This window comes from Collinsella sp. TM05-38 (assembly GCF_003466445.1).
Lineage (GTDB): Bacteria > Actinomycetota > Coriobacteriia > Coriobacteriales > Coriobacteriaceae > Collinsella.
This window is the reverse complement of sequence record NZ_QSPM01000012.1, coordinates 22,857-49,536: the sequence shown is the minus strand read 5'-3', so window position 1 is coordinate 49,536 and position 26,680 is coordinate 22,857. Positions and strand designations below refer to the sequence as shown.

At 60.5% G+C, this 26,680-nt stretch carries 20 protein-coding genes and 3 tRNA genes; 12 read left to right on the top strand and 11 right to left on the bottom strand.

All coding sequences use genetic code 11. The features are described from left to right. Nucleotide 1: 1 nt before the first annotated feature. The 3 genes from DXD49_RS07605 to DXD49_RS07595 form a co-directional block, all read right to left on the bottom strand. A complete protein-coding gene (locus tag DXD49_RS07605; protein ID WP_117794641.1) occupies nucleotides 2-1,798 on the bottom strand; it encodes an AAA family ATPase in 1,797 nt (598 codons plus the stop codon). A gap of 203 nt (nucleotides 1,799-2,001) precedes the next feature. Beyond that, entirely contained in the window at nucleotides 2,002-3,780 is a 1,779-nt protein-coding gene (locus tag DXD49_RS07600) for a hypothetical protein (protein WP_117794640.1), read from the bottom strand. Between the two features lie 139 nt (nucleotides 3,781-3,919). Beyond that, nucleotides 3,920-4,351, bottom strand: a complete 432-nt coding sequence (locus DXD49_RS07595) for an Rrf2 family transcriptional regulator (protein WP_117735619.1) — start codon at nucleotides 4,349-4,351, stop codon at nucleotides 3,920-3,922. Between the two features lie 224 nt (nucleotides 4,352-4,575). Between DXD49_RS07595 and sufC the strand changes: the two genes are divergently transcribed. Genes sufC through sufU form a run of 5 tightly spaced genes read left to right on the top strand, consistent with a single transcriptional unit; the run spans nucleotide 4,576 to nucleotide 9,821 of the window. Further along, nucleotides 4,576-5,376, top strand: coding sequence for a Fe-S cluster assembly ATPase SufC (sufC, locus tag DXD49_RS07590; protein WP_006235561.1), 801 nt, complete (start codon nucleotides 4,576-4,578; stop codon nucleotides 5,374-5,376). Nucleotides 5,377-5,388: 12 nt separating this feature from the next. After that, a complete protein-coding gene (gene sufB, locus DXD49_RS07585; RefSeq protein ID WP_117794639.1) occupies nucleotides 5,389-6,801 on the top strand; it encodes a Fe-S cluster assembly protein SufB in 1,413 nt (470 codons plus the stop codon). Next, the gene (locus DXD49_RS07580) at nucleotides 6,801-8,072 is read left to right on the top strand and encodes a SufD family Fe-S cluster assembly protein (RefSeq protein ID WP_117794638.1); all 1,272 of its coding nucleotides are present in this window, start codon (nucleotides 6,801-6,803) and stop codon (nucleotides 8,070-8,072) included. Before sufB ends, DXD49_RS07580 begins: the two co-directional genes overlap by 1 nt. Beyond that, nucleotides 8,069-9,394 (top strand): aminotransferase class V-fold PLP-dependent enzyme, encoded by a 1,326-nt coding sequence (locus DXD49_RS07575; RefSeq protein WP_199569004.1) that lies wholly within the window; start codon nucleotides 8,069-8,071, stop codon nucleotides 9,392-9,394. The genes DXD49_RS07580 and DXD49_RS07575 overlap by 4 nt, the downstream gene beginning before the upstream one ends. Further along, nucleotides 9,387-9,821 carry a Fe-S cluster assembly sulfur transfer protein SufU gene (gene sufU / locus DXD49_RS07570; protein WP_117794637.1) on the top strand — a complete coding sequence of 145 codons (435 nt, stop codon included), beginning with the start codon at nucleotides 9,387-9,389 and terminating at the stop codon, nucleotides 9,819-9,821. Before DXD49_RS07575 ends, sufU begins: the two co-directional genes overlap by 8 nt. A gap of 65 nt (nucleotides 9,822-9,886) precedes the next feature. Here sufU and DXD49_RS07565 read toward each other — a convergent pair whose 3' ends face one another. Continuing rightward, nucleotides 9,887-10,687: a transposase gene (locus tag DXD49_RS07565; RefSeq protein ID WP_117743578.1), complete on the bottom strand. Its 801-nt coding sequence runs from the start codon at nucleotides 10,685-10,687 to the stop codon at nucleotides 9,887-9,889. 403 nt (nucleotides 10,688-11,090) lie between these two features. Here DXD49_RS07565 and DXD49_RS07560 point away from each other — a divergent pair, with 403 nt between their 5' ends. The 4 genes from DXD49_RS07560 to DXD49_RS07545 all read left to right on the top strand — a co-directional run bounded on the left by DXD49_RS07560 (nucleotide 11,091) and on the right by DXD49_RS07545 (nucleotide 15,208). Next, nucleotides 11,091-11,825, top strand: coding sequence for an iron-sulfur cluster assembly scaffold protein (locus DXD49_RS07560; protein WP_006235554.1), 735 nt, complete (start codon nucleotides 11,091-11,093; stop codon nucleotides 11,823-11,825). 18 nt (nucleotides 11,826-11,843) lie between these two features. Further along, a complete protein-coding gene (locus DXD49_RS07555; protein WP_117640944.1) occupies nucleotides 11,844-12,848 on the top strand; it encodes a GGGtGRT protein in 1,005 nt (334 codons plus the stop codon). Between the two features lie 297 nt (nucleotides 12,849-13,145). Beyond that, on the top strand, nucleotides 13,146-14,672 hold the full coding sequence (locus tag DXD49_RS10015) for an FAD-dependent oxidoreductase (RefSeq protein WP_117794636.1): 1,527 nt from the start codon (nucleotides 13,146-13,148) through the stop codon (nucleotides 14,670-14,672). A 161-nt stretch (nucleotides 14,673-14,833) separates the two neighbouring features. After that, the gene (locus DXD49_RS07545) at nucleotides 14,834-15,208 is read left to right on the top strand and encodes a BRO family protein (RefSeq protein WP_233541771.1); all 375 of its coding nucleotides are present in this window, start codon (nucleotides 14,834-14,836) and stop codon (nucleotides 15,206-15,208) included. Nucleotides 15,209-15,487: 279 nt separating this feature from the next. Here DXD49_RS07545 and DXD49_RS07540 read toward each other — a convergent pair. From DXD49_RS07540 to DXD49_RS07530, 3 genes are all read right to left on the bottom strand, one after another. Then, nucleotides 15,488-15,560 (bottom strand) — tRNA-Lys (locus tag DXD49_RS07540). 43 nt (nucleotides 15,561-15,603) lie between these two features. Beyond that, nucleotides 15,604-15,679: transfer RNA gene (locus DXD49_RS07535), tRNA-Lys, on the bottom strand. A 22-nt stretch (nucleotides 15,680-15,701) separates the two neighbouring features. Then, nucleotides 15,702-15,778, bottom strand: a tRNA-His gene (locus DXD49_RS07530). Nucleotides 15,779-15,943: 165 nt separating this feature from the next. Between DXD49_RS07530 and DXD49_RS07525 the strand changes: the two genes are divergently transcribed. Then, the gene (locus tag DXD49_RS07525; protein WP_117794635.1) at nucleotides 15,944-17,125 is read left to right on the top strand and encodes a pyridoxal phosphate-dependent aminotransferase; all 1,182 of its coding nucleotides are present in this window, start codon (nucleotides 15,944-15,946) and stop codon (nucleotides 17,123-17,125) included. A gap of 141 nt (nucleotides 17,126-17,266) precedes the next feature. Beyond that, nucleotides 17,267-18,157, top strand: a complete 891-nt coding sequence (locus tag DXD49_RS07520) for an ROK family protein (protein ID WP_117743885.1) — start codon at nucleotides 17,267-17,269, stop codon at nucleotides 18,155-18,157. Between the two features lie 114 nt (nucleotides 18,158-18,271). Here DXD49_RS07520 and DXD49_RS07515 read toward each other — a convergent pair whose 3' ends face one another. From DXD49_RS07515 to argS, 4 genes are all read right to left on the bottom strand, one after another. Beyond that, a complete protein-coding gene (locus DXD49_RS07515) occupies nucleotides 18,272-18,721 on the bottom strand; it encodes a VanZ family protein (RefSeq protein WP_117735610.1) in 450 nt (149 codons plus the stop codon). Between the two features lie 7 nt (nucleotides 18,722-18,728). Beyond that, nucleotides 18,729-20,129: a hypothetical protein gene (locus DXD49_RS07510; protein WP_147347840.1), complete on the bottom strand. Its 1,401-nt coding sequence runs from the start codon at nucleotides 20,127-20,129 to the stop codon at nucleotides 18,729-18,731. A 313-nt stretch (nucleotides 20,130-20,442) separates the two neighbouring features. Then, a complete protein-coding gene (gene rho / locus DXD49_RS07505; protein ID WP_233541770.1) occupies nucleotides 20,443-23,016 on the bottom strand; it encodes a transcription termination factor Rho in 2,574 nt (857 codons plus the stop codon). A gap of 912 nt (nucleotides 23,017-23,928) precedes the next feature. Further along, nucleotides 23,929-25,782: an arginine--tRNA ligase gene (gene argS / locus DXD49_RS07500; RefSeq protein ID WP_099431884.1), complete on the bottom strand. Its 1,854-nt coding sequence runs from the start codon at nucleotides 25,780-25,782 to the stop codon at nucleotides 23,929-23,931. 342 nt (nucleotides 25,783-26,124) lie between these two features. Here argS and DXD49_RS07495 point away from each other — a divergent pair, with 342 nt between their 5' ends. Then, the gene (locus tag DXD49_RS07495) at nucleotides 26,125-26,610 is read left to right on the top strand and encodes a CarD family transcriptional regulator (protein WP_006235480.1); all 486 of its coding nucleotides are present in this window, start codon (nucleotides 26,125-26,127) and stop codon (nucleotides 26,608-26,610) included. Nucleotides 26,611-26,680: the final 70 nt, after the last annotated feature.

Sequence of the window (26,680 nt, the reverse complement as noted above, 5' to 3'; positions counted from 1 at the left end):
CTTAAAGCCGCTGGTACACCGTAGCCACATGCTGTCCATCAAACCCAAACCCCCAGCGCATGCGGCCAACGCCGGGTCGCGGCACACGGATTTCGTCGATGCCGTCGCGCTCTATGTCGAGCAGCGCCTGCACGGCCAGCAATTCCAGGCCCAGCGCATCCACACCGGGGTCATACATCATGTTGATCGTTATCAGCGGACGTTCATCGAGCATACCGATCGTATCGGCTATGTCGAACGCGGCGCCCGTAGGAAAAACCTGGATGTCCCAGCGATCCGCGCCACACTTTCGCCTCGAAGCAGGATTGGCATAGCCCGGCAATCCAAAGCAGAGTCCTTGCAAGAGTAGGTGATATGGCAGCGGTGTATCTGGGTCGGTCGCACCGATTCCCGCATCTCCCAAGATGCGGCTTAGCGCCCGCCTCACGGTATCCTCGTTCCCATGGCACAGCCCGTCGCGAAACGCATCGACGTCTCGAATGTCTTCTGCAGCGCACTCAAACCACTCAATAATCACTAGACGCAAGGCCTGGCGAAGCTCGTTATTGGGCAATCGCAAAGCACGGAAGCGATCGCCATGCTCTGGCTCCTCAGTCATATCCGTCGTGAGAAAACCGGACAGATACAGCGCTGTCCACATGCCATCGTCAGGCGAGACATCTGGCTCTGCAGTGCCCAAACAAAGCGGGGCCTCAGCGCACCCATGGGCCTCGAGCAAATCAAACAAGACCGAAAGGCGGTCGAGATTCCACCCGGCAACTACCCTACTCAGGCAATCGGCATATCCATACAGATCGGCACGCACAGGCGCCGTGCAGCCTCGGCCCAGAAAACCGATCACACGCTCTGGACTCGAGCAATAGGCCCTGCCAAACCGATACCCCTCGAGCCATTCACGCGCATCATTCAGGTATTCCTCGCGCCCAGCATGATTCAAAAGAGCCTCGACCTCGGCATCCGAAAAACCGAACCAACGGTCACACCACGCCGACAGCGGCGTCGTCAGACAATACGAGCAGCCGCGCGAAGAAAGCGCCGCTTCGGCAGGACCGGGACACTCCCCCATCAGACACGTCAGCCGCAACGAATCGCGCGCAGTGGCAATGGCGTCAAACAGCGCACGGTCAAGTAGTTCTGCCGGATCGGCGTCGGAAGCGTCCCTCGCGCTCGCACGGCGAGACCACGCCGCATCGTACCCATCAACGAGCAATACAACCTGCTCATCGCAGGCAATCTCCAGCAGCTCTATGAGCACACCGAGCACCGAGCCAACCTCGTCCGCGCTCGCCACGCCACGCGCGACACGTTCGATGTGACGCACCTTATCTCGAGCTAAATCCGGAGCCTCCAAGAGCGCCAACAAGCGAGCGCACTCGCCCGAAAGGGCATCGCGCACGACGCCGGCAACAGCGGGGCCACGCCTCCCAGCGCCAGAAAAGTCCAGCGATATCACCGGATAGCAAGCATACTCATCCCGATAGCGCCCGCCGTTCGCATCCCAAATCTGAGCATCGGCAAACAAACGCTGACCAGAGCGACCGACCGCTGGACGCTCCAGAAAAGCCCTGAGCATCGACAAGTTCATGCTCTTGCCAAAACCCTCGGGTCGACAGCACACCACAACGGACGCGTCGCAGTCCAACACATCGGCAATAAACATGGTCTTGTCAACCAGCATGCAACGACCAATGGCATCGGCAAAATCATGCACACCGACCGGCAAAACCGCATCATCGACATGGTTGACAAGCCGTACGCCAAAAGTATCGTCACTGTTGCAATACTCCTGTTCAGACACCGTAACTTCTCCCTAAAACGCAGCACGAAGCCCATTGTAGCGAGCAGTTCAAGTGCAACGCTGGATCCGTGCAAAGGCATCGGGCAACGGTAGGAACAAAGGCCTTGAGGGGGCATAACAAATCGTTGTGCAACAAAATGGGGCCCGATGCAACTGCACCGGCCCCCATTGCGAATCTTTAGTTGTCGGGCAACCGAAAGGGACTACTCCTCGGAGTCGTTCTGCCCAGAAGCCCTCTTCTGCTGATCGAGCTTATGCTTACCACTTACGATAGACGTAGCGCCCAGCGTGGCCAAGCTCGCACTGGCAAGGCTCGCCATCACAATCAGATCGCCTGTCTTGGGCATGTTTCCGCCCGAGGACTTGGTTGTGGTGGTCGTGGTGGTTGTAGTGGTCACCGTCTTGGAGTCATTTTGCTCTTGGACTTGGTTGTCAGCACCGCTCTTGTCGTCGTCTTCGGGCTGTTTCTTTTCGCCCTCGGTCTTGCTCTCGTCCTTCTTCTGACCGGACTTGTCGCCCTTCTCATCAGAGCTAGAACCCTTATCAGATTCGGTCTTCTCGGAAGCCTCGTCCTTGGAGTCGCCCTTTGCGGCCTCGGTCTTTTCCGTGGAAACCTGATCAGAGTTGTCCTTGTTCTGGGTCGAGCCGTTATTGACACCAGCCATCAGCGAAGAGCCCAGCGTAGAACCAAGCTGCACGGAGAAAGAAGGCTTCTTGTCCGGCGAAGCAACGGGAGTGTCCGGCGCCTTATTCGAGTCGTCCTTGGAAGCATCGGAATCAGGGGTTGCGGCAGAGCCAGAGCCGTTGTTAGGGCCGGTGTCAGCGGACGAATCACTCGAGCCGGTGGATGAGTCAGAGGTGTCAGCGTCGGTCGAACCAGAAGCGTCGCTGTCCGTATTGCCGGCAGAGCTTGAAGACGAATCGCCCGCAGCAGAGCCGTTCGAATCGGAGCCGTTCGAGGTAGAGCCGTCGTCGGTAGTACCACCAGCAGAACCATCACCGTCAGTATCGGTCGAGGGCGCGTCCATCCTGTCATCGTTGGCATCGTCACTCGAGTCGTCATTCGAATCAGGTGTCGGCGAGGGCGCCGGCGTAGGCTCGGGCTGCACGGGCGTCGCAGCGGCAGCCTCGTCCTCAGCGATATAAACCAAGCAGTCCTTCAGCTCATTCTTATAACGATTCTTCCAGCCCTCATGATACTGGGGCTGGCTCGAATACTTGGTGGCGACATTGTTGACCACGCTGTTGGAAAGCGCCGTCACAAACTCGCGATCGGTCATACTGTTAGAAAGGTTTGCCCAGCGGAAGAAGTCCCTGCAACCACCGGTGCCGCACATGTTGGTGATACTCCACACCATGCCCTTAACGCAATCGGCGCGGCCCGAAACATCAATGCCCAAGCCGCTCTTGAGCCACGCCTCGGTCACCGCATAGTACGAGTTGTACGCATAGGCATCTTGAAGTGCTGAGAACTCAACAGGATCGGTGTTGTACGCACCTTGGAAGGCATCTTGCGCGATATGGCCCAGCTCGGTGAGCTGGCCGTTCTCGTACATGGCATTGCTCGCGTTGGAAATCTCGCTGCCGCGATCAATCGCATCCTTGAGCATGCTGTATTTTTCGGGGCTGTAGTTGTAGACCTGCTTCATAAACGGAATGAGCGACCAACGACGGTCGAACTGGTAATAGCCCAGCGCGTTGTAGCCGTCACCATACGAAAAGCCCTGGTTATAGTTGCCGTGGCTCTCGTACTTGGTAAAGTACTTCATCTCGGCGGTCACGTTGACAAACGAAACGCCCTGAACCGACCTCAGCACGCCCGAGAAGGACTGCTGGGTGTAAAGGCCCTTATCGATATCGGTGGCATCCGAGGCAACGCCCGGCGTGGGCTCCTCGGCAGCGGCGGGTGCCGGCGCGGAAACGGCGCCAAACGAAAGCGCCAGCGTCAGGCCCGCGACAATAGCAGAATGCTTAGGCTGCATAAGATCCTCCCTGCATTGGTGTAGTTAAAGTGCGGTTTGCAAAGATAGAGTTAAGTATTGCAGCTCACCCGTTGTTGCACAACAACCCCTCGGTAAACGGCAACAACCCTCCGCAAAATCTTAAGGAATTGCGTTCAACCTACAGCTTAATGTCGAAGTTAATTTCTGGAACGGCAGCCAAGTCGGCCAACGTCACGCCGTCGACGTACTTTTCGATCACGTCGTCCAGACCGCGCCAGAATTTGACGGTCGAGCACAAATCGCTGCGGGTGCAGCTGTTGTCGATGCCATCGCACGCCACGGGCGCCGTGCTGCCCTCGACGGCGCGCAGGATGTCGCCGGCGCGCACCTCGGCCGGGTCCTTGGCCATCATGTAGCCACCGCCTTTGCCGCGCACACTCTTAAGCAGACCAGCCTTCATAAGCGGACGAACCAGCTGTTCCAGATACTTCTGCGAAATGCGCTCGCGGTCGGCAACCTCACGAAGGGCAATCTTGCCCTCGGCGTCGCCCAGCGCCGCGATATAGATCATCAGCCGGAGGGCATAGCGGCCCTTGGAAGAAATGAGCATACCTACCCTCCCATCGCATCTGGGACAACATAACCAGGTTTGTTTGTCCCAAATCTTAATTAAGTGGGACAAACACAACAGGTTATTTTGTCCCAGAATTTGAAAAGTCGAGTGGATTAGTCGGGTTTTCCCTTGACTAAAGCCGAACCCATAGTAACTTTATTCCGAGAAGATTCCTAGGGTTTAGTACACCTATGAGTACACCATATACAGAGAGGGACAGCATGAGCGCAAATCCGCTGCTTTCCATCGAAGGTCTGACCGCCTCCGTGGACGAGAAGACCATCCTCCACAACGTCAACCTCAACGTCGCCGCTGGCGAGACCCACGTGCTGATGGGACCCAACGGCGCCGGCAAGTCCACCCTCGGCCACCTGGTCATGGGCGACCCCGTCTACACGGTCAACGACGGCCGCATCGTCTTTGACGGCCAGGACATCACCGAGCTCACCACCGACAAGCGTTCGCGCGCCGGCCTGTTCCTGAGCTTCCAGGCCCCGGTCGAGATTCCGGGCGTGCCACTGTCGAGCTTTTTGCGCGCCAGCATCGCCGGCCGCCCCGGCCTGGAGATGAAGGGCAAGGAGTTCCGCCGCCGCGTGAAGGAGCTCGCGGCCGAGCTCAACATGGATACCGCCTATCTCAACCGCGAGCTGGGCGTGGGCTTCTCGGGCGGCGAGAAGAAGAAGGTCGAGATGCTCCAGCTTCTGCTGCTGCAGCCCAAGCTCGCCATCCTGGACGAGACCGACTCGGGCCTGGACGTCGACGCCCTGTCCACCGTCAGCCACGGCATGGACGCCTACCGCAAGAGCTGCGACGGCTCCATGCTCATCATCACGCACAACACGCGCATCCTGGAGCACCTGGATGTCGATCGCGTCCACGTTATGGTCAAGGGCCACATCGTGCGCGAGGACGACGCCTCGCTCATCCCCTGGATCGACAAGAACGGCTTTGAAACCTTCGAGCGCGAGGCCGCCGAGCAGCGCGCCCAGGCCGAGGCCGCCGCTGCCGAGCAGCAGGCGTAAAGGGGCGACGCAATGACCAAGAACCGCACCGAGGTCGCGGACATTGACCGCAGCCTCTACGACTTCACCTATGGCGAGGAGGGATTCGAGCGCCTCGACGCCGGCATCACACCCGACATCGTGCGCGAGATCAGCGCCAAGAAGGACGAGCCGCAGTGGATGCTCGACCTGCGCTTAAAGTCCCTCGAGATCTTCAACCGCTTCCCCAACCCGACGTGGGGCCCCTCCATCGAGGGCCTGGACATGGACAACATCGTCACCTACGTCAAGCCCAACACCGACCAAAAGCACGACTGGGAGTCGGTGCCCGACGACATCAAGAACACCTTTGAGCGCCTGGGCATCCCCGAGGCCGAGCGCAGCTATCTGGCGGGCGTCGGCGCGCAGTACGACTCCGAGCTGGTCTACCACAACATGCAGGACACGGCGTCCAAGATGGGCATCGTCTACTCCGGCATCGAGGAGGCCCTGCACGATCCGCAGTGGGAGCCGCTCATCCACGAGAAGTTCATGACGCTCATCCCGCCCACCGACCACAAGTTTGCGGCCCTGCACGGCGCCGTGTGGTCGGGCGGCTCGTTTGTCTACGTGCCCAAGGGCACCAAGCTCGACTTTCCGCTTCAGAGCTACTTCCGCCTCAACGCCAAGGGCGCCGGCCAGTTTGAGCACACGCTCATCATCGTCGAGGACGACGCCGACCTACACTTTATCGAGGGTTGCTCCGCGCCCAAATACAACGTGGCCAACCTCCACGCCGGCGCCGTCGAACTCTTTGTGGGCAAGCGTGCGCACCTGCGCTACTCGACCATCGAGAACTGGTCCAAGAACATGTACAACCTCAATACCAAGCGTGCGCGCGTGGACGAGGACGGCGACATCGAGTGGATCAGCGGCTCTTTCGGCAGCCACGTGGGCTACCTCTACCCCATGAGCGTGCTCAACGGCCGCCGCGCCCGCTCGAGCTTTACCGGCATCACCTTTGCCGGCGCCGGGCAGAACCTCGACACCGGCTGCAAGGTCGTGCTCAACGCCCCCGAGACCTCGGCGACCGTCGAGACCAAGGGCATCTCCAAGAGCGGCGGCATCCAGACCTTCCGCAGCTCTATTGTGGCGACACCCAAGGCCGAGGGTTCCAAGGCAACCGTGAGCTGCCAGTCGCTGATGCTCGACGACCAGAGCCGCTCCGATACTATTCCGGCCATGGACATCCGCGCCAAGAACGTCGACATCGGCCACGAGGCCACCATCGGCCGCATCGGCGACGACAAGGTGTTCTACCTGATGAGCCGCGGTATCTCGGAGGAAGAGGCCCGCACCATGATCGTCAACGGCTTTGCCAACCCGGTCTCCAAGGAGCTGCCGCTTGAGTACGCCGTCGAGATGAACAACCTGATCAAGCTCGAGATGGAAGGAGCGATCGGATAATGAAACAGACCACCAACACCGCTGCTACCGCCCTTGAGCAGGTCAATGCGATGCCGGCTGCCACTTGGGGTTGGCTCAAGATGAACCAGACCAAGCTCGAGCTCTCTGACGAGCTTGCCGCCGCTCCCACCGAGGCCGTTGAGGTCGAGGGCTTGGACGAGCAGTTTACTGGCGTGGCAGACGCGTTCGAAGCCGCCATGGACGCCATGGCCGTGCGCTTCCCCGAGCGCCGCGCCTCCGCCCCCGGTGATGCCGCCGACCGCGCCCGCATTACGCCCGAAACCGAGCTCGATGTGCCCGCCACCTCCGTCTACCAGGCCGGTGCCATTAAGCTGGAGGAGGAGCTCTCCCCCGCTGAGGCCTTCGAAACCGGCATGGGCGAGGCTGCCTACGCCTACTTGGCCGAGCACGCTACCAAGCGCATCGTCATCGATGTGCCCGCATACAAGCACGCCACGGTTACCGTGCGCGTGAGCGGTGTCGATGCAGCCGCGGCCATCGCCGCCATCGACGTCGTCGCCCGTCCCCAGTCGACGCTCGACCTGCAGATCGCCCTGGACTCCCCCGTTGCCGGCGAGGGCGTCGTGGGTTCTGTGCTACGCGTGTGCGCCCACGAGTACGCCACCGTCAACGTGGCCTGCACGCAGACGCTCGACGATAGCTGGATCGCGCTCGACGACACCGGCCTGTTCCTGGACGAGGGCGCGCGCGTCAACGTGCAGCACACCGTTCTGGGTGCTGGCGCCAGCGCCACCGGCCTTGCCGGCGACCTGCTGGGCGATACCGCCAAGGTCACCATCGATACCGATTACCTGGGCGCCCGCGATCAGGTGCGCGATTTTAACTACGAGCTGCGCCACCGCGGTCGCAAGACCGAGTGCGAGATCGACGCCAACGGCGTGCTGACCGGCACGTCCAAGAAGGTCTACCGCGGCACCATCGACCTCGTGCACGGCTGCAAGGGTGCAACCGGCACCGAGCGCGAAACGGTGCTTTTGGCCAACAAGGGCGTCGACAACAAGACCGTTCCCGTCATCCTCTGCGACGAGGACGACGTCGCCGGTAATCACGGCGCTACCATCGGTCACGTCCGCGACGAGCAGCTGTTCTACCTCGCCTGCCGCGGCCTTGACCAAAACGCCGCCGAGGACCTGTTCATCCGCGCCAAGCTGGAGGACGCCGTGCTTTCTGCCACCGACGAGCGCGCCCGCGCCGCCGTCGTCCGCCTGGGCAACAACCTGATCGACAACTTTGAGGAGGAGCTCGCATGATCGACACCGAGCACGTTAAATGCGATACCTGTACTGCCCCCGAGCCCATGGAGCTCGACGCCAGCGACGAGGCTTCGCGCGGCTGGCCCACTGTGGACATCGAGACCAACCCCTACAAGGGCCAGTTCCCGCTGTTCCAGCAGCACCCCGAGATCGCCTTCCTCGATAGCGCCGCCACCGCGCAGCGCCCTGCCTGTGTGCTCGACGCCGAACGCGACTTCTATCAGCGCATGAACGCCAATCCCCTGCGCGGCCTGTACTCGCTGTCCGTCGAGGCCACCGACGCCATCGCAAAGGTGCGCCAGCAGATCGCCGACCTCATCGGCGCCGCCCAGGCCAACGAGGTCGTCTTCACCCGCAACACGAGCGAGTCGCTCAACCTGGTCGCCAAGAGCTTTGCGCCCACGGTCCTCGAACCGGGCGACGAGGTCGTCATCACTATCATGGAGCACCACTCCAACCTGATTCCGTGGCAGCAGGTCTGCCGCGAGACCGGCTCCAAGCTCGTCTACCTCTACCCCACCAAGACCGGTCAGCTCACCACCGAGGAGGTTCTTGCCAAGGTGGGTCCCAAGACCAAGATTCTGGCCGTGGGTCAGGTCTCTAACGTGCTGGGCGTCGAGAACCCGGTCAAGAACCTCGGCAAGCTCGTGCACAAATACGGCGGCTATCTGGTTGTCGACGGCGCGCAGTCGCTGCCGCACATGCCGGTCGATGTGGCCGACCTGGGCGCCGATCTCTTTGCCTTTAGCGCGCACAAGGCCATGGGCCCCATGGGCATCGGCGTGCTGTGGGGCAAGATGGACCTGCTCAACGCCATGCCGCCCATGCTCACCGGCGGCGAGATGATCGATTCGGTCACCGAGCAGGACGCCGTCTGGGCTCCTGTCCCCGAGAAGTTCGAGGCAGGTACGCAGGACGCCGCCGGCATCTTCGCCACGGGTGCGGCACTCGACTACCTGGTCAACACTGTGGGTTACGAGAACATCCAGGCTCGCGAGCAGGCACTCGTCCACTATCTGATGGGCGAACTCATGCAGCTCGACTTTGTCCAGATTATCGGCTCCATCTATTGGGACAACCATCACGGCGTCGTGAGCTTTAACGTCCGCGGCATCCACCCGCACGACGTCGCGAGCATCATGGACATGGACGGCGTCTGCATCCGCGCCGGTCACCACTGCGCGCAGCCGCTGCTCACCTGGCTGGGCGTCGAGAACCTCGCCTGCTGCCGCGCCAGCGTGGCCTTCTACAACGACAAGGCCGACATCGACAAGTTCATCGCCGGTCTGCATCACGTTTGGAGCACGTTCAATGGGTAATCTGTACACCTCCGCCACATTTATGGAGCACAACTCGCACCCCGACTATAAGTACGAGATGGATGCCCCCACGCACGAGCACGACGGCATCAACCCCAGCTGCGGAGACGAGCTCACCTTGCAGCTGCGCGTCGAGAGTAACGTGATCGAGGAGGCCTCGTTTACCGGTCACGGCTGCGCCATCAGTCAGGCCAGCGCCGACATCATGGCCGACCTCATCACCGGCGAGACCGTTGAGGAAGCTCGCCGCCTGGCAGAGCTCTTCCTCGCCATGATTCGCGGCGAGCAGCTCTCCGAGGAGGACCTGGAAGACCTGGACGAGGCCGCCCAGCTCCAGGACATCTCGCACATGCCTGCCCGCGTCAAATGTGCCGAGCTCGCCTGGCGCACCCTCGACGGCATGCTCACGGGACAAAATAATCAGTAGTATTTGTCCCAAATCTTAAGAATTATGTTGGCCGAATCGCTTGACAAGAGTGATTCGGCCATTGTCTATTCCGAGCCCTCAGCCTGAGCCTTCACCCGAGCATAAGCGCGCACGATACGAGAGACGGTACTCTTGCTGATTCCCGTATAGCGTTCAATCTCGCGCACCGTGTAGCCGCCATCGTGCAGGACGAAAATGATTCCGTCTCGACGCGACGGTGCTACGGTCTTGAGTTCGTTGAGCGGCACGCCCAGGCGCTTCGCCATCTTGTCGGCAAACGCACGCCGCTCCCACTCCGTCTCATCCATATCGTGAATCACCGGATCGGAACCATCGGGCGTCGACAGAGAATAATCAAGAAACCCCTTGGCAGACTCAAAGAGCTCGAGCACACAAGAAGGGTCGGAAAATCCTCTCGTCATATCGTTGTCATACGCTCGCAGATACTCGGCAAAGCTGCTCCACGGATAGCGCTCGATCAGGGCGATACCCGCCTCCTGCGGATTAGCGTGAACATAGCGAATGGCAGCCATTAGATAACGGTCGGTATCGAGCGAGCGCCGGTCAAAACGGTTCTGGAACAGATGGCCCGTGCGCCCCGTGCGTTTATTGAACCGCCGCGCGTACGTCAAAAGCAGCCGGTGCATCGCCGCGCTCATCGCGTCCTCGTAATCTGCAAGCACAAGATGCACGTGATTGCCCATAAGGCACCAGGCGATAACCGTCACACCCGCCTCGCGGCAGCAGTCGCGCATCAGTTCCAAAAACTCCCACCGGTCTTCGTCGCCCTCAAAGATGAGCTGCTTGCCCGTACCGCGGGCACAGACATGGTAAAAGCCGGTAACCGTTCTCCAAACGCGCTGCATGGCGCTCCCTTCACCGGGATCTGCTTGCCATCTAATACAGCACGATTGAAGCGTGCCATCAAAACATCCACGCAAAACAATGGACTCGCGCGGCCAAAGGCGGTAAATAGGCGGCGAACGGCACCGTTGCAACAGGTCAGCCCCCGCAACGCATACAAGAGCTGACCAAAAGCTTGCCCAAGACGAACCCCCTCTACGGAAGTTCGCGACCACAGAACATAGAGTTAAACCGTTTCAATTTAAACTTCCGGACTTCTCGCTACGAAAACTGAGCCGTTCGCCGAATATTCCGTGCATTTCGCGGTATTATAGGGGCTGCATGTCATGTCCCTTTCGAAGGGTCGCCCGGCAATCGCCAGCCACGACCCCCAGACGGGACGCCAACACGATAGAGAGGAGAGGCATGCAGTACTCACAGGAAGTGGAGAACATGTGCCCCGTTGCCAAGGGTGCATACCACGGCCCCGCACCCATCCCCGAGGAGGGCAAGTGGGTCCAGGCTAAGGAGATTTCCGACATCTCCGGTCTTACGCACGGTGTGGGTTGGTGCGCACCTCAGCAGGGCGCCTGCAAGCTCACGCTGAACGTCAAGGACGGCATCATCGAGGAGGCCCTCGTTGAGACCATCGGCTGCTCGGGCATGACCCACTCTGCCGCCATGGCTTCCGAGATCCTTCCCGGTAAGACCATCCTCGAGGCCCTCAACACCGACCTCGTCTGCGACGCCATCAACGTTGCTATGCGCGAGATCTTCCTGCAAATCGTTTACGGCCGCAGCCAGACCGCGTTCTCCGAGGGCGGCCTGCCCGTGGGCGCCTCCCTCGACGACCTCGGCAAGGGCCTTCGCTCTCAGGTCGGCACCATGTTCGGCACCAAGGCCAAGGGCGCTCGTTACCTCGAGCTCGCTCAGGGCTACGTCACCCGCATGGCTCTCAACGACAAGAACGAGATCATCGCATTCGAGTTCCTGAACCTCGGCAAGTTCACCGACGCCGTCAAGGCCGGCAAGACCCCCGAGGAGGCCATCGCTGGCGCTATGGGCCACTATGGTCAGTGGGAGAACGCTGCCAAGTACATCGACCCGCGCACCGACGAGGAGACTCACTCCGTCGCCAGCGTGTTCCCGGTTCACGAGTAGAAAGGGAGGGAAATAACTATGACTGTTACGTTCGAAGGTTACGAGCGCCGCGCTGACAAGATCAACAAGTGCCTCGCCGACAACGGCATCGCCTCCCTCGAGGAAGCTCTGCAGATCTGCACCGACAAGGGCTTCAACCCGCGTGAGATCGTCAACAACACCCAGTCCATCGCCTTCCAGAACGCCGAGTGGGCCTACACCCTCGGTTGCGCTCTCGCTGTCAAGCGTGGCGCCAAGTCCGCTTCTGAGGCTGCCGCCATCATCGGCGAGGGCATCCAGGCCTTCACCGTTCCCGGCTCCGTCGCCGAGGACCGCAAGGTCGGTCTGGGCCACGGCAACCTGGGCGCTATGCTGCTCTCCGACGACACCGAGTGCTTCGCCTTCCTGGCTGGCCACGAGTCCTTCGCTGCCGCTGAGGGCGCCATCGGCCTGGCTCTGAACGCCAACAAGGCTCGTAAGAAGCCGCTGCGCGTTATCCTGAACGGTCTGGGCAAGGACGCCGCCCAGATCATCGCCCGCATCAACGGCTTCACCTATGTGAAGACCCAGTTCGACTACTACACGGGCGAGCTCAAGGTCGTCGAGACCATCCCCTACTCCGATGGTCCCCGCGCTGCCGTTAACTGCTACGGCTCCGACGACGTCCGTGAGGGCGTTGCCATCATGTGGCACGAGAACGTCGATATCTCGATCACCGGTAACTCCACCAACCCCACGCGCTTCCAGCACCCCGTCGCTGGCACCTACAAGAAGGAGCGCATCGAGGCTGGCAAGAAGTACTTCTCCGTCGCTTCTGGTGGCGGCACTGGCCGTACCCTGCACCCGGACAACATGGGCGCCGGCCCTGCCTCTTACGGCATGACCGACACCATGGGCCGTATGCACTCCGACGCCCAGTTCGCCGGTTCTTCCTCCGTGCCTGCGCACGTTGACATGATGGGTCTCATCGGCATGGGCAACAACCCCATGGTCGGTGCCACCGTCGCCTGCGCTGTCGCCGTCGAGGAGGCCCTCAAGGCCTAATCGCGCCCGCGCGATGCTCATATAGTTGAGCTTTAGAGCCGCTACCCACCCGGGTAGCGGCTCTTTTTTTCTTCCAGAGGGGTAGCTAATTTGGGACGGGGCTATTTTAGCTACCCCGTCGCAAGACCATCTACTACCGATATATCAGCTGGAGGGGAATATGAGTTGCAGCGAGACGGAACCATCACGCGTCCATGACGCCCACCTGCCATATTTGCCCTTTACCGATTTGCCGAGTCTTTGCGGCCCCATTGCCGATCACCCATGCGACAATGCGCCGGACGAGAAAGGAATCCGATGGAATCGACTGATGTACTGGTAATTGGATCTGGCATTGCGGGCCTTTGTGCCGCTATCGAAGCGGCGAGCGCGGGCGCGACCGTTGCCGTCGCAAGCGCCGGCAAGACCATGAGCGGATCGAGCTTCTTCCCGGGCACCTGGGGCCTTGGTCTTATTGGCCCCGTCGACGAAGACGACGAACAGGACCTCATCAACTCCATCCAGACCGTTGGTGGCGGCGTCGCCGACCCTACGCTCGTCCAGACGTTCGTCCACGGCATTCCCCAGGCAATTGAATGGCTCGAGCAAGACCTAGGCGTTGAGCTCCAGCGTCCGCAAAGCGCTGAGAGCGCTCAGCAAAAGCAGTTTATCCCCTGCTTTGACCACAAGACGCGCATGTGGCGCGGCCTCACCCGCAAGCCCCTTGAGGACGCGTGTACGGCCCGGATCGAATCGCTCGGCATTCGCCTGCTCCCCCGCCACGAGCTTATAGACCTTGTTGAGGACACAACCGGGAAGATTACCGGCGCCGTGCTCTACGACCGCGCAAGCGAGCATCTCGTACCTATTGCAGCTAAGGCCATTATCGTCGCTGCGGGCGGCACGGGCGGCCTATTCGAGCGCAGCCTCACTTCCGCCGACGTGCTCAGCTCATCACAGGGAATCGCGCTGGCGCACGGTGCGTCCCTTACTAATATAGAGTTCATGCAGATGATGCCCGGCTTCATCGAGCCTAAGCGAAACCTTGTCTTTAACGAAAAGACCTGGCGTTACGTACATGTAGACCAGCCGGTCGATATTGCCGACGGCAAGCTGGACGGTCTGCTTGAGCAGCGCTCCGGATATGGCCCTTTCACCTCGCGCTTAGCCTCCCGCGCCATCGACCTCGTCATAGATCAGGCAGGTGCAGAGGGCTTGGCGCTCCACTACGACTTCCCCCGCGAGGACGTCCCCGAGTTTGTGCAGACCTTTGCCACCTGGCTACAAGACGAGCACGGTATCGCGCCGAGCGACGAGATGCGCGTGGCGATGTATGCCCACGCCGCCAACGGCGGCATCAGGATCAACAAAACCGCGTACACGGGCGTTGAGGGCCTCTACGCCTGTGGCGAGGCAACAGGCGGCATGCACGGCGCCGATCGTATTGGTGGCCTGTCAAGCGCCAACGGCATCGTGTTTGGGCGGATCGCGGGCGCATCGGCAGCCCAAGCAGCACAGAATGCACTTGAGGAGGCCCCTAAGGCGGATATCGCCCTCCCCCAGTACGGCATTGCCACAACAGACGCCGAGCACCTGACCCGCAGCCTCAAACACACAATGAGCACCTACTGCATGATCAACAGGACCGAAAGGGGCCTCTCCACAGCACTGCAGGAGATTGAGAGCCTAGAGACGGAAGCAACGACTCTGAGCATGCGAAACGCTCATGACAGCCAAGTCGCAGCCCTTGCCCGCCTAGAATCGCAGATTCAGCTAGCAAAAGAAATAGTCAAAGCCATGCGCAACCGAACCGAAAGTCTCGGTTCCCATTATCGAGCGGACTAAGTCGAACACCCATCTAAAACAGAGCACAGTTAATCGATATCTATAGGCCCCGTGAGCTCAAAGTGTCACGGGGCCCATTCGTGTCCGCACGGCAGCATATCCTTAATCTGAATACAGAGCGGACAAAGCCCGCATAGACAATAGACCAGCGAGGAGGAGATATGGACAGTAGAGATATCGAGAAGTGGCGTGTCGAACTTGATAGCTACGCCAATATGGAAGACGGCGTTGAGTATTGGCTCGCACGCGATTTAATGGAACCCCTCGGATACGCCCAATGGCGCAATTTTGAGACTGCAATTAAGAGGGCAATGGCATCGTGTGAAGTCAATGAAATGCCTGTTGATTCCTATTTTGTTGAAACCAGCAAAAAAGTACCTACAGGAATAGGACAAAAAGCAGTCAAAGACTATAAGTTAACGCGCTACGCATGCTATTTAATCGCCCAAAACGGGGACCCAAACAAGCCGGAAGTCGCGCTCGCACAGGCGTACTTCGCCGTGCAGACGCGCCGGTTTTACCGATCCCCAGGGTAGACTCGATCTGCGAAAGGGGCTGTGTCCTTTCGGGTTCGACCCCGTGCGAGGTTAATAGAAAAGACGGCCAACCGAAGTTGAGCGTCTTAACTTGCTTTGGGTGGGCCGTCAGGGGGTCAGCCTGCTGCGCAGGCGGCCGCTGCGGCGCTTTGCGCCTTGCGCGCTGCGCTGGTAAATGCTCATGCATTTCCTCAGCTTCGCGCCCCGACGGGCTCGACCCCATGCGAGGTTAATAAAAAAGACGGCCAACTTTCGTTGACCGTCTTAACTTGCTTTGGGTGGGCCGTCAGGGGGTCGAACCCTGGACCTTGGGATTAAGAGTCCCCTGCTCTACCAACTGAGCTAACGACCCAAAGATAAAGTCCGTTGTGGCGGACTTTAGAGGAGATATCGTGTGGTGGGCCGTCAGGGGGTCGAACCCTGGACCTTGGGATTAAGAGTCCCCTGCTCTACCAACTGAGCTAACGACCCGATATCAACACGAAGCAAGAACTGGGGTGGGTAAAGGGACTCGAACCCTCGACCTACGGGACCACAACCCGTCGCTCTAGCCAACTGAGCTACACCCACCGTGTCCTGTGCGCTTCGCGCTCGACTATTATTGCAAGGAACGCCACGCGATGCAAGCCCCAATTTTCAAGAATTTTGAAAAGAGTAGTTCGAGACCATTTCAAGCAAATCCCACCGGTTTCATAGGAGTAAACTTGCCCCACCCTGAAGTTCGAAAGGACAAGCATGAAAGAACTCTCCAACCGCACGGCAACGTTTACCGATTCCGTCATCCGCCGTATGACGCGCATCTCCGATAAGTATGGCGCCGTCAACCTGTCGCAGGGCTTCCCTGACTTCGATCCCCCGGCACAGCTGCTCGATAGCCTCAGCGCCATCGCCAGCGACCCCAAGCCGCTCTATCACCAGTACTCCATCACCTGGGGCTCCCAGGCCATGCGCGAGGCGCTCGCCGCCAAACAGGAGCACTTTATGGGCATGCCGGTGAACCCCAACGAGAATATCGTAGTCACCTGCGGCTCCACCGAGGCCATGATGGCCGCCATGATGACGGTCACCAACCCCGGCGACAAGGTCGTCATCTTCTCGCCGTTCTACGAGAACTACGGCGCCGACACGATCCTTTCGGGTGCCGAGCCCATCTACGTGCCGCTCAACCCGCCCACATTCGACTTTGACCGCGAGACACTCGAGGCGGCCTTCCGCGACAACGACCCCAAGGCCATCGTCCTGTGCAACCCTTCCAACCCCTGCGGCAAGGTCTTTACACGCGATGAGCTCACCTTTATCGCCGACCTCTGCAAAAAGTACGACACCTACTGCATCACCGACGAGGTCTACGAGCACATCGTCTACGCGCCCCACGAGCACGTCTATATGGCCACGCTGCCCGGCATGTTTGAGCGCACCATCAGCTGCAGCTCACTGTCTAAGACGTACTCCATCACCGGCTGGCGTCTGGGCTACACCATTGCCCCAGCCCAGATCACCGAGCGCATCAAGAAGGTCCACGACTTCCTCACCGTGGGTGCCGCCGCTCCCCTGCAGGAAGCCGTCGTCACCGCCCTCAACTTCGACGACAGCTATTACGATGAGGTCCTTGACCTCTATACCGCCAAGCGCGACCTGTTCTGCCAGGGACTCGACAGCATCGGTCTTGAGCATAACGTGCCGCAGGGCGCCTACTACGTGATGATGGATATCTCGGAGTTTGGCTATGACAGCGACCTCGACTTCTGCGAGGACCTCGCGTCTAAGGTGGGTGTGGGCGCTGTTCCCGGATCGAGCTTCTTCCGCGAGCCCGTCAACCATCTAATTCGCCTCCACTTTGCCAAGCGCGACGAAACGCTTATCGCCGCACTCGAAAACCTCAAGTCCCTGCGTGATAAAATCGAGCCACGCGGGTAAGGACGGACGGGCGGCTACAGTAACCAAAGAAGCGCCGCACCGCCTGCCGCGTTGCGAAGCTTCTTTTTATAGCGCTTTCTTAAATGGTTTAGAGCGTTATACTTTAGAGAAGGAGCAACTCGTCCCAGAAAGAGGAACATTATGGCAGAGCAGCAGCTTATCGGAGCGCTCGAGGCCGGTGGCACCAAGATGGTCTGCGCCACGGGCTATGCGGACGGTACGGTCCTAGAGCGCGAGCGGATCGCGACCACGACTCCACAGGAGACCGTCGAGGCCGTCAACGCGTGGTTTGCGAACAAGGGCATCGCCGCGTTGGGCATCGGCGCGTTTGGCCCCACCGCGGTCAACCCCGCTTCGCCGCAGTACGGCAAGATCCTAGAGACCCCAAAGACGGCATGGCGCTACTTTGACCTGCTGGGCAGCATCCAAAACGAGCTCAATATCCCCTGCGGCTACGATACCGACGTCAACGTCGCCTGCCTGGGCGAGGTCACTTTTGGTTGCGCTCAGGGCTTCACCGATGTGGTCTACCTGACCATCGGCACCGGCGTGGGCGCCGGTGTGCTCTCGGGCGGCCAGCTTGTGCACGGCATGATGCACCCCGAGGCCGGTCACATCCTGGTCACGCGCGACCCGCGCGACACCATTGGCGAGCACAGCGCCTGCCCCTTCCATGACAGCTGCCTCGAGGGCCTCATCGCCGGCCCCGGTGTTAAAAAGCGCTGGAATGGCAAGAGCGCCGGAGAGATGGCCGATGACCCGGAGGCCATGGACCTGCTCGCCGGCTATCTGGCGCAGGCACTCATGACCTACATCCTGTGCTATGCGCCGCAGAAGATCGTCATCGGTGGCGGCGTGGCCGACCACACCCCCATCGTGCCGCTCGCGCGCAAGAAGTGCGCCGAGATGCTCAACGGCTACATCGTCACGCCCGAGATGGCCGACATCGATAACTACATCGTCAACAACAGCCTCGAGGGCAAGCAGGGCATTATGGGCTGCCTGGCCCTGGGCGCACAGGCGCTTCAGTAGCAGACGCACCCACGGGGCGTGGCACGCCCGGCAAATCCGACCTACGGAACAACGCCACCACGCCTCATATAAACCCCCAAATAAAAAAGGCCGCCTAGGACCAAACAATACGTCCTAGGCGGCCTTTTTGGCGCACATCAGCGACCGTAAGAGATATCGGAGCACAACGCCCGTTGCCGCTCCACAGCAGTCGATCATCACATCGGTGATCATGCCGGCGCGTCCCGGCACAAAGAGTTGAATCGTCTCGTCGATCGAGGGAATCAGCAGCAGGAACACCGCCGTGGGCAGCAGCACGTCAAAGGTGCGCCGGCCCTCAAAATCAAACGCATGCGTTGCCAGGATGCCGAGCACCATATACTCGGTAAAATGCGCGCACTTGCGAACAACAAAGTTGGTCACCCATGCATATGGAAGTCCCACGCCGTGCAGGAAACCGCGGATAGCTTCCATGACCGTCAGGCTCAGCGAGCCCGACCCCGAGCCGGGAACCAGCGAATTGCCCCAGATCAAGAGTGCCATCAGGCAGGTCACGACCGCCCATTTTCGATTGATCTTAACCATGCAGAAGTTATGCCTCCGCGCGGAGCGGCGCGAAGCTGGCGGTACCGCCCTCGATAACGCTCAGATAGGCACGGCCCGTACGCTTGGCAGTAGAGGACTGCAGGCGCTCGATCTCTTCTTCTAGGATCTGATTGACGCGCTCGTGACGACGATTTTCCATAATGCCGGCGGCAATAGCCTCGGCCCGCTCGATGCTCTCGCGCGAGATACGGGCGGTATCCTCGGGGAACACAGCGCTGTGACGGCCGACATAGGCGGGGGCAGCAAGCTGAGGGGCAGCGACGGGAGCGGGGGCCGCAACAGGAGCAGGCTCGTCGATCTCATCCAGAATCGCGGTGGCGGCGGCCCACATGTTCTCGTGGCCCGAGTAGTCGGCCATAGGGACATCAACCTCGAGCGAGGCGTCCGGAAGGTCGCCGGTGTCGATGCGATCTTGGGCATCAATCGATGCGGTGATGGCTGCAGGCTCATCGAGGTCATCGAGATCGATGCCCGCAGCACCGGAGATGATAGGCATGCTGGCGAGGTTTGCGTTGTACGGCGCAGCCTCAGCCGCGTGCTGCTGGGCAGGAGCGCCCCAAAGCGAGCTTTCGGCGGCACGGCGGGCGGCAACGGCCTCCTCATCCGCGGCCATGGCTTCATCAACGTACGAATTATCGGCAGAAGCGTTCACGTCCGCCGAGGTGGCGCTGCAGGCGTTATTGGCTGCGGCGTTGGCAACGAGCGCCACGAAAGCCGCCGTGCTGCCCGCAGGGGCGGCCTGGGAGCCAGACACGGCACGTGCCGCGGCGGCGATGTCATCGCGATTGAAGGAGCCAGTCTGCCCGCCATTGGTGAGCTCGTCGATGGCGACTTGATAGACGTCGCGCGAGCGTGCAGGGTCGCAGCTCACCGGCGAATCGTCGTCGAGTATACTGTCGATCATGGACCAAGCCTCCGCCTCGTCCATAGCATCTGCGGCTCGAGCGATGGTAGGGACACCATCATCGGCATGACGGCGCTGGAACGCACCGGTCAGGCCGGAAAGGAATGCCGAGGTAGACTGCTCCGCCTGAGCCTGAGAAGCAGAAGCCGCAGCGTAAGGAGTCGCATCCTGCTGCTGAGCTGGAATCGAGGCGGTCTTGAACTCGCTTTGATGCTGATTGAGATTGGCGGCACCGCCCATGGCATCGGGCTGGAACAGACGCTCTTCACGCTGCGCACGATACTCGGAGATACCCAGCGAGGCGGCATAGATGCCCACGCCCGCCACCGCGCCCACGGCGAAGGGAACCGCACCCGCCACGACCGTCTCATTCACCGACGAAAACGGCAGCGTCGCGGCATACATAACCACGGGAGCGGCAAGGCCGATCCCGCACGAAAGTCCTGCAAGGACTGCTCGTTGTGTTGCATCAGAAGAAGCCATGAGCTCTCCCCATCTTCCAGCACCCAAATCGCATCATTCAGTTGGCTGCGCGAGAGAAGATGAAGCGGGGCTATGTCCCAAAGCAACGGTATATGGTTCGTTTCATCTGCGTTTTCCGTCGCGAAGCTTAAAAGCTATTATGCGAAACCGCCCTGTCGATTGCAAGCGACGATGTCGGATTGAAACGGGAAACCTGCTGCTTGCCAGTCTTATGGTCAAAAATAAGCGCGGAGCGGCGATATGGAAAAGGGCCGAGGCTCAAAGCCCCGACCCTTTATCGCATTGATGACTATCGCTGCGCGTGGATGACAACCTAGAACGTCTGCTCGTAGTCGCTGTGCTTTTTGGCCGAACGCACCAGGAACTCCTGGTTGGTGTTGGTGCCCTTAAGACCCTTGATAAACGACGCGGCTGCGCGCTCGGTGTTGTTCATGCCGGCAAGAATGCGACGCAGACCAAAGACAAACGGACGCATCTGCTCGTCGACCAACAGGTCTTCGTTGCGCGTACCGGAGGCAACGGGGTCGATAGCCGGGAAGATGCGGCGGTCGGCCAGGTCGCGGTCGAGCTTAAGCTCCATGTTGCCGGTACCCTTGAACTCCTCGAAGATGACCTCGTCCATCTTGGAACCGGTGTCGATGAGGGCAGAGGCCAGGATGGTGAGCGAGCCACCGTTCTCGATATTACGGGCTGCGCCCAGGAAGCGCTTGGGAGGATACAGGGCCGCCGAATCGACGCCGCCCGAAAGGATGCGGCCCGAGGCGGGCGCCGCCAAGTTGTAGGCGCGGGCAAGACGCGTAATGGAGTCGAGCACCACCACGACATCGCCGCCCAGCTCCACGATGCGCTTGGCGCGCTCGATGACGAGCTCTGCCACGCGAGTGTGGTTGTCGGCGGGCATATCGAAGGTCGACGCCACAACCTCACCCTTGATGGAACGCTGCATATCGGTGACCTCTTCGGGGCGCTCGTCGACGAGCAGGCAGATGAGGTGCACCTCGGGGTTGTTAATCGAGATAGACTGGCAGATCTTCTTGAGGATCGTGGTCTTGCCGGCCTTGGGCGGGGACACGATCAGGCCACGCTGACCCTTGCCGATCGGCGACACGATGTCGATGGCGCGACCGGTAATGGAGTCTTTGCCGTGCTCCATGCGCAGCGGCTCGTTGGGATAGACCGGGGTGAGGTCGCCGAACTTGGGACGGTTGCGAATCTGCTCGGGGTCCAGACCGTTGACGGTCGTGATTTTGGCGAGGCCGGCGCGCTTGTCGCCGCCGCGCGAAGGACGCAGCGAGCCCTCGATGACGTCGCCCGTGCGCAGGCGCGCGGAGCGGATGAGGTAGGCAGGCACGAAGGCGTCGTCGTTGGACTTCATGTAGCCATGGGCGTGGATGATGCCGGAGCTGTCCGGGCGAATCTGCAGAATGCCCTTGATGTCGCGGAAGCCTTCGGCCTTCGCAGCGGTGGTGTAGATTTCCTCGACGAGCTCGGCCTTCTTCTTGCCGGTCGTCTCGATCTCGAACTCCTTGGCCTTTTCGCGCAGCTCGGCGACCTTCATGGCCGCGAGTTCCTCGCGCGAAAGCGTGGGCTCGGTGGGAGCGGCATTACGCTCCTTGTTGCGCTGCTTGCGATCTCGCTGGCGGTTGCGGCGGTCGTTGTTGCGGTCATCCTTGCGCTCGTTGCGCTCGTCGTTGCGCTTGTGCTGGCGACGGTTGGGGCGAGCGCCGTCTTCGCCCTCGGCGGGCGCGGTGCCATCGGTTGCGGCGGTGTCAGCATTGGCCGCGGCGGCGTCATTGGCCTCGGCGCCGGTATCGACCTGCGCTTCGACATCAGCCTGCTGCTCGGCGGCCTTGGCCCTAGCGGACTTCTTACGGCCGCGCTTGGGTTTCTCGGACGCAGGCTGTTCGACGTCCTGAGGCTCGGCGACATCAGTCGATGCATCGGCGGTCGTCTCGGCGGAATCCTCGGACGCGCCCTTCTTAGCGGCTTTAGCCTTGGACGTGCGCTTAGCAGCGGTGCGACGGCTGCGACCGGGACGGACGTCGGCGGGCTCGGCATCGGCGGGAGCGGCCTCGGAAGTCGTAGCATCCTGGACGGGCGCGTCGGCAGCGGTTGCAGACTCGGCGGTCGCCGCAGCATCCCGAGCGGCGGCGGCTGCGGCTGCGGCCTTCTCGGCCTCGACGAAGGCCTTGGGCTTGCGACCGCGACGGTGCGGGCGCAAAGCCGGATCGACAACGGGAACTTCGCCGGCCTCGACAGGCACAGCAGGCTCAGCAGGCGATGCGCCCTTCCCTGCCGCGGAACGGACCGAAGCCTCAGTGAGCTCGGGGGTTACCTGTTCGGCAACCTGCTCTGCCTTAGCAGCCGTGCGACGGCGTGTGCGCGGTGCCGGCTTCTCGGTCGGCTGGTCGGAGGCAGGGGTCTCGGTGGCGGCAGACGTCTCGGGCACAGACGGAGCTGCAAGCTCGGTCAGAGCCGCGGCCTCGCGCTCGGCAGCACGACGGCGGGCACGCACCACCTGAGCCTCGCTAATCTGCGCCAACGCACGTGCTTGCGCGACCTCATCGGAAATCGGCGCCGAGGAGTCAGTTGCAACGGTGCGCTTGACGCGCGTCGTGCGCGTGGTACGGCGCCTGGGCTTGGTGACCTCCTCGCCGTCAGCGGCAGGCTTGGCCGTGCGGCGCGTGCGCTTGGGCTTTGCCGGAGCAGCCTCCTCACTAGTTGCAGACACGGCCTTCTCAGCCGCTGTAGGCGTAGGCGTCGAAGCAGCCTTGGGCGTCTCAGGAGCCGAGGCTTGCGCGGGCGCCGTGACCTGGTCCGACGCAACCGGTGCAGCGGGAGCGGCCTGCGTCGTCGTTATTTCGTTTTCTTGCTGTTGATCAGACACAGTGTTTGCTCAACTTTCTTTTCAAGCCCTGTGATCACATGCTCCCTGCATAAACCTTCAGGGCGGCTAAACAGTCTAGTTCCGTTCAAAACGACGGACATCATTGATCTGTATCGAGATGATTGCGTCAACTACGCAGCGTTAGTGTAACACAACCGCCGCCACCTGCAACTTAGTCATTGAGGACGTTCTTAAACGACTAGTCAAAAGGGGCACTCTTTACAAAGCCGCGGGCGGCGAAATCCAGCTCTCTTAAGTTGCGGTGAAAGCGCTCCTGAAAAATCCGGCAGCCGCCCCAAACAGGAACTATTCCACTGCAACTTATATGGAGAGGCCAGCCGAGCCCCCAAAGATCGTGGTGACCACGAGACACGGGAGCAGAATCGTCAGTCCCAGGATCGACTCGCTACGAATCACGCCTATCTACTACGTTTGGCCCGCGACCCCTGACCATTCCCTCGGTCTTCCTAAAATCGCAATCCCGCTACCTGCGGTTTTAATATCGCGCCTTTCGACATGGTTCGGGGTATGCGACTAAACGTAGTAGATAAGCCCGATTCGTGGCGGACGGTTTCGTACCGCTCTCCCCCGGGACATAAATGATCCGTTTTCCTCCGTCCCCAAGGGGTCATTTTCAAAACTATGGCGGATTACGGTGCAAGAACGGCGCAAGCCAACCATACCCTGCATTTTTAATATTCGGCAAGCCGTCTACCTGCGGTTTTATTTTCACTGCTGTCGCTATGGTCGCTAGGCAGCGATTCAGCCCCGTAAAGCGGTATAGTTGCTTTTTTGTAGCATTTTCCAACACGCCAAAAAGCCCCGCCAAACGCAAAAAGCCCGACCTCCGCATGGAGATCGGGCTTATAGAGCTCAGCAAAGCCGAACCTACACGGTCAAATGAACCGCAGATTACATCTGCTCGGGCGCGGAGACGCCAACGAGGGTGAGCACCAGGGCGAGCGTCACGCGAACGGCGTCGCAAGCGGCCAGACGGGCACGCGAAAGCTCGGGGTCGACGGGACGGCCCTCGCTCGGCAGCACCTGGCAGGCAGCGTAGAAGCTATGGAAGTCGCCGGCGAGCTCCTCGGCAAAATGCGTCAGACGGAACGGGGCGCGATCACGAGCGCAGCTGGCAATCAGGTCGGTGAGCTCGTTGAGCTTACGCGAAAGGGCGAGCTCGGTCGGGTCGGTCAGCAGCGAGTAATCGACGTTCTCACCGATGGCCTTGGCGGCGACGGCCTTCATGCCCATCTCGTCAGCCTGCTCGGGCGTAACGTCAGCGGCACGGCGCAGGATGGAGCACACACGGGCGTGAGCGTACTGCACGTAGTACACCGGGTTGGAGTTATCGCGCTTCTTAACGGCCTCAATATCGAAGTCGACCATCTGGTTGGAGCTCTTGGAGATGAGCGTGTAGCGAGCGGCATCGGAGCCGACCTCGTCGACGAGCTCCTGCAGGGTCACCATGGTGCCCTTGCGCTTGGACATACGGACGGGCTTGCCGTTGCGCAGCAGGTTGACGAGCTGGCCCAGCAGAACCTCAAACTTGCCGGGATAGCCAAGAGCATCGCAGACGCAGCGGACGCGCTCGATGTAGCCGTGGTGGTCGGCACCCCAGATGTCAATGACGTGGTCAACGCGCTGGAACTTATCCCAGTGATAGGCAACGTCGGAGGCGAAGTAGGTGTACTCGCCGTCGGACTTGATTAGGACGCGGTCCTTGTCATCGCCCAGGTCGGTGGAACGGAACCACAGGGCGCCGTCCTTGGTGTAGAGGTAGCCCATCTTGTCGAGCTTCTCAAAAGCGCGGTCGACGGCAGAGGTGCCGGCGGTCTCGCCCTCGGTGTCCTTCACATACAGCGAGCGCTCGGAGTACCAACGATCGAAGTCGCAGTTGACGGCGTGGCAGAGGTCGCGCATGTTGTCGACCATCTTCACATAGCCGCGCTCACGGAAGCTCTCCATGCGCTCCTGCGGATCGGCGTCGACCCACTTGTCGCCGTCGGTACGCCAGAACTCGGCAGCCTCATCGATGATGTAGTCGCCGCCGTAGGAGTCCTTGCCCAGGGTCTCGGCAAAGTTGTCCTGGTACGGATGGGTCTCGGGATGCTCGTCGTTCTCGTCGGCAACGAAGGCGTCACGGTCGGCGATCAGCAGCTTGTGAGCCTCGTCGATATCAACGCCCTGCTTGGCAATGATATCGGCAAGCTGCATATAGCGCGTGCTGATGGAGTTGCCGAAGGTGTTCATCTGAGAGCCATGGTCGTTGATGTAGAACTCACGCTGGATGTCGTAACCGGCGTGGTCCATAACACGGCAGAGGGAGTCGCCCAGCGCGGCCCAGCGGCCATGGCCGATGTGCATGGGGCCGACGGGGTTGGCGGAAACGAACTCGACCTGGGTCTTCAGGCCGCCGCCAACGTTGGACTTAGCGAAGTCCATGCCCTTCTCGCGGGCCTCGCCAAAGATGGCGTTCTTGACGGCGACGGAGAGGTAGAAGTTGATAAAGCCAGGACCGGCGATCTCGACCTTCTCAATCGCGGGGTCCTCGGGCATATGGGCAACGACGGCCTCGGCGATCTTGCGCGGGGCGCAGTGGGCCAGCTTGGCGGACTTCAGGGCCATGGTGGAGGTCCACTCGCCATGAGAAGTGTCGGCCGGTCGCTCGATAGCGCAATCATCAAGTTCAAATGCGGAAAGGTCGCCGGCCTCCTGGGCCGCAGCAAGCGCAGCGCGTACCAGCTCTTCAATCTTCTCGGGCATAGATCCTCCTTGTGTTAAAGCCCCCGAGCTCTTGGTCACTCGTAGGGCAAAAGCCAGAGTTTGTAGCACTCTATCACAAGCGGTAGCTACTGTCGCAGGGTAAAGTTAATCGATATTGCATATGCACAAAAATGACTACAGCTCGCACAGGGCCACTCAAAGATGGCGGTTTGCCTGCTGATTGTGCACCTGCCGAAAATGCATAAACACGTTCATGAGCTGCTCGGAATATCGAATACTCTTACCTATCGGAATTGTGTGCTTTTCCTGCATAAAGCGATGGTTTGCGCACGTCAGCGTGGTATTCTAGACATACGCAAATTCGTATAAGCTGGAGGTAGCATGTTCTCAATCGGTCAACACGTCATTCATCCGGGCCAGGGAGTCTGCACCGTCGTCGGTTTTAGGGACGACACGCCGCAGCCCATGTTGCTGCTCGAGACCAAGCAGGGACATGCGCAGACGATCCTCATGTACCCCGTGGCGCAAGCCGACCGTCTGCACGCCGCCATCTCTCAGCAGGATGCCGAGCACCTGCTGAGCCACTACGACGAGCTGGAGTGCGACACTTTTACCGAGCGCAACAGCTCGCTTGAGGAGACGCACTTTAAGCAGCAGCTCAAGCTGGGCGCGCCCGAGACGGTCCGCGTGGCAAAAACCATGATGCACCGCATTCGCCAGGCCGAGGAAGCTGATAAAAAGCCCAGTTCCTACTACATGCGTGTGCTCAAGGAGGCCAAGCGCCGCTCTATAGAGGAGTTCGCCGTGGCCCTGGGCGTCACCGAAGAGGCCGCCGAAGCCCGCCTAGCCCAAGCCGCCCTCAACTAACCTGCCCACGCCAAAACCACCACAAAGGGGACAGGCACCTTTGTGGTGGTTTTCTTGTTCTAGTAGTATT

Excerpts from the sequence above, each read along its gene's own strand:
- DXD49_RS07600 (WP_117794640.1), bottom strand. The coding sequence starts at position 3,780 with ATGCAGCCTAAGCATTCTGCTATTGTCGCGGGCCTGACGCTGGCGCTT.
- DXD49_RS07595 (WP_117735619.1), bottom strand. The coding sequence starts at position 4,351 with ATGCTCATTTCTTCCAAGGGCCGCTATGCCCTCCGGCTGATGATCTAT.
- sufC (WP_006235561.1), top strand. The coding sequence starts at position 4,576 with ATGAGCGCAAATCCGCTGCTTTCCATCGAAGGTCTGACCGCCTCCGTG.
- sufB (WP_117794639.1), top strand. The coding sequence starts at position 5,389 with ATGACCAAGAACCGCACCGAGGTCGCGGACATTGACCGCAGCCTCTAC.
- DXD49_RS07580 (WP_117794638.1), top strand. The coding sequence starts at position 6,801 with ATGAAACAGACCACCAACACCGCTGCTACCGCCCTTGAGCAGGTCAAT.
- DXD49_RS07575 (WP_199569004.1), top strand. The coding sequence starts at position 8,069 with ATGATCGACACCGAGCACGTTAAATGCGATACCTGTACTGCCCCCGAG.
- sufU (WP_117794637.1), top strand. The coding sequence starts at position 9,387 with ATGGGTAATCTGTACACCTCCGCCACATTTATGGAGCACAACTCGCAC.
- DXD49_RS07565 (WP_117743578.1), bottom strand. The coding sequence starts at position 10,687 with ATGCAGCGCGTTTGGAGAACGGTTACCGGCTTTTACCATGTCTGTGCC.
- DXD49_RS07560 (WP_006235554.1), top strand. The coding sequence starts at position 11,091 with ATGCAGTACTCACAGGAAGTGGAGAACATGTGCCCCGTTGCCAAGGGT.
- DXD49_RS07555 (WP_117640944.1), top strand. The coding sequence starts at position 11,844 with ATGACTGTTACGTTCGAAGGTTACGAGCGCCGCGCTGACAAGATCAAC.
- DXD49_RS10015 (WP_117794636.1), top strand. The coding sequence starts at position 13,146 with ATGGAATCGACTGATGTACTGGTAATTGGATCTGGCATTGCGGGCCTT.
- DXD49_RS07545 (WP_233541771.1), top strand. The coding sequence starts at position 14,834 with ATGGACAGTAGAGATATCGAGAAGTGGCGTGTCGAACTTGATAGCTAC.
- DXD49_RS07525 (WP_117794635.1), top strand. The coding sequence starts at position 15,944 with ATGAAAGAACTCTCCAACCGCACGGCAACGTTTACCGATTCCGTCATC.
- DXD49_RS07520 (WP_117743885.1), top strand. The coding sequence starts at position 17,267 with ATGGCAGAGCAGCAGCTTATCGGAGCGCTCGAGGCCGGTGGCACCAAG.
- DXD49_RS07515 (WP_117735610.1), bottom strand. The coding sequence starts at position 18,721 with ATGGTTAAGATCAATCGAAAATGGGCGGTCGTGACCTGCCTGATGGCA.
- DXD49_RS07510 (WP_147347840.1), bottom strand. The coding sequence starts at position 20,129 with ATGGCTTCTTCTGATGCAACACAACGAGCAGTCCTTGCAGGACTTTCG.
- argS (WP_099431884.1), bottom strand. The coding sequence starts at position 25,782 with ATGCCCGAGAAGATTGAAGAGCTGGTACGCGCTGCGCTTGCTGCGGCC.
- DXD49_RS07495 (WP_006235480.1), top strand. The coding sequence starts at position 26,125 with ATGTTCTCAATCGGTCAACACGTCATTCATCCGGGCCAGGGAGTCTGC.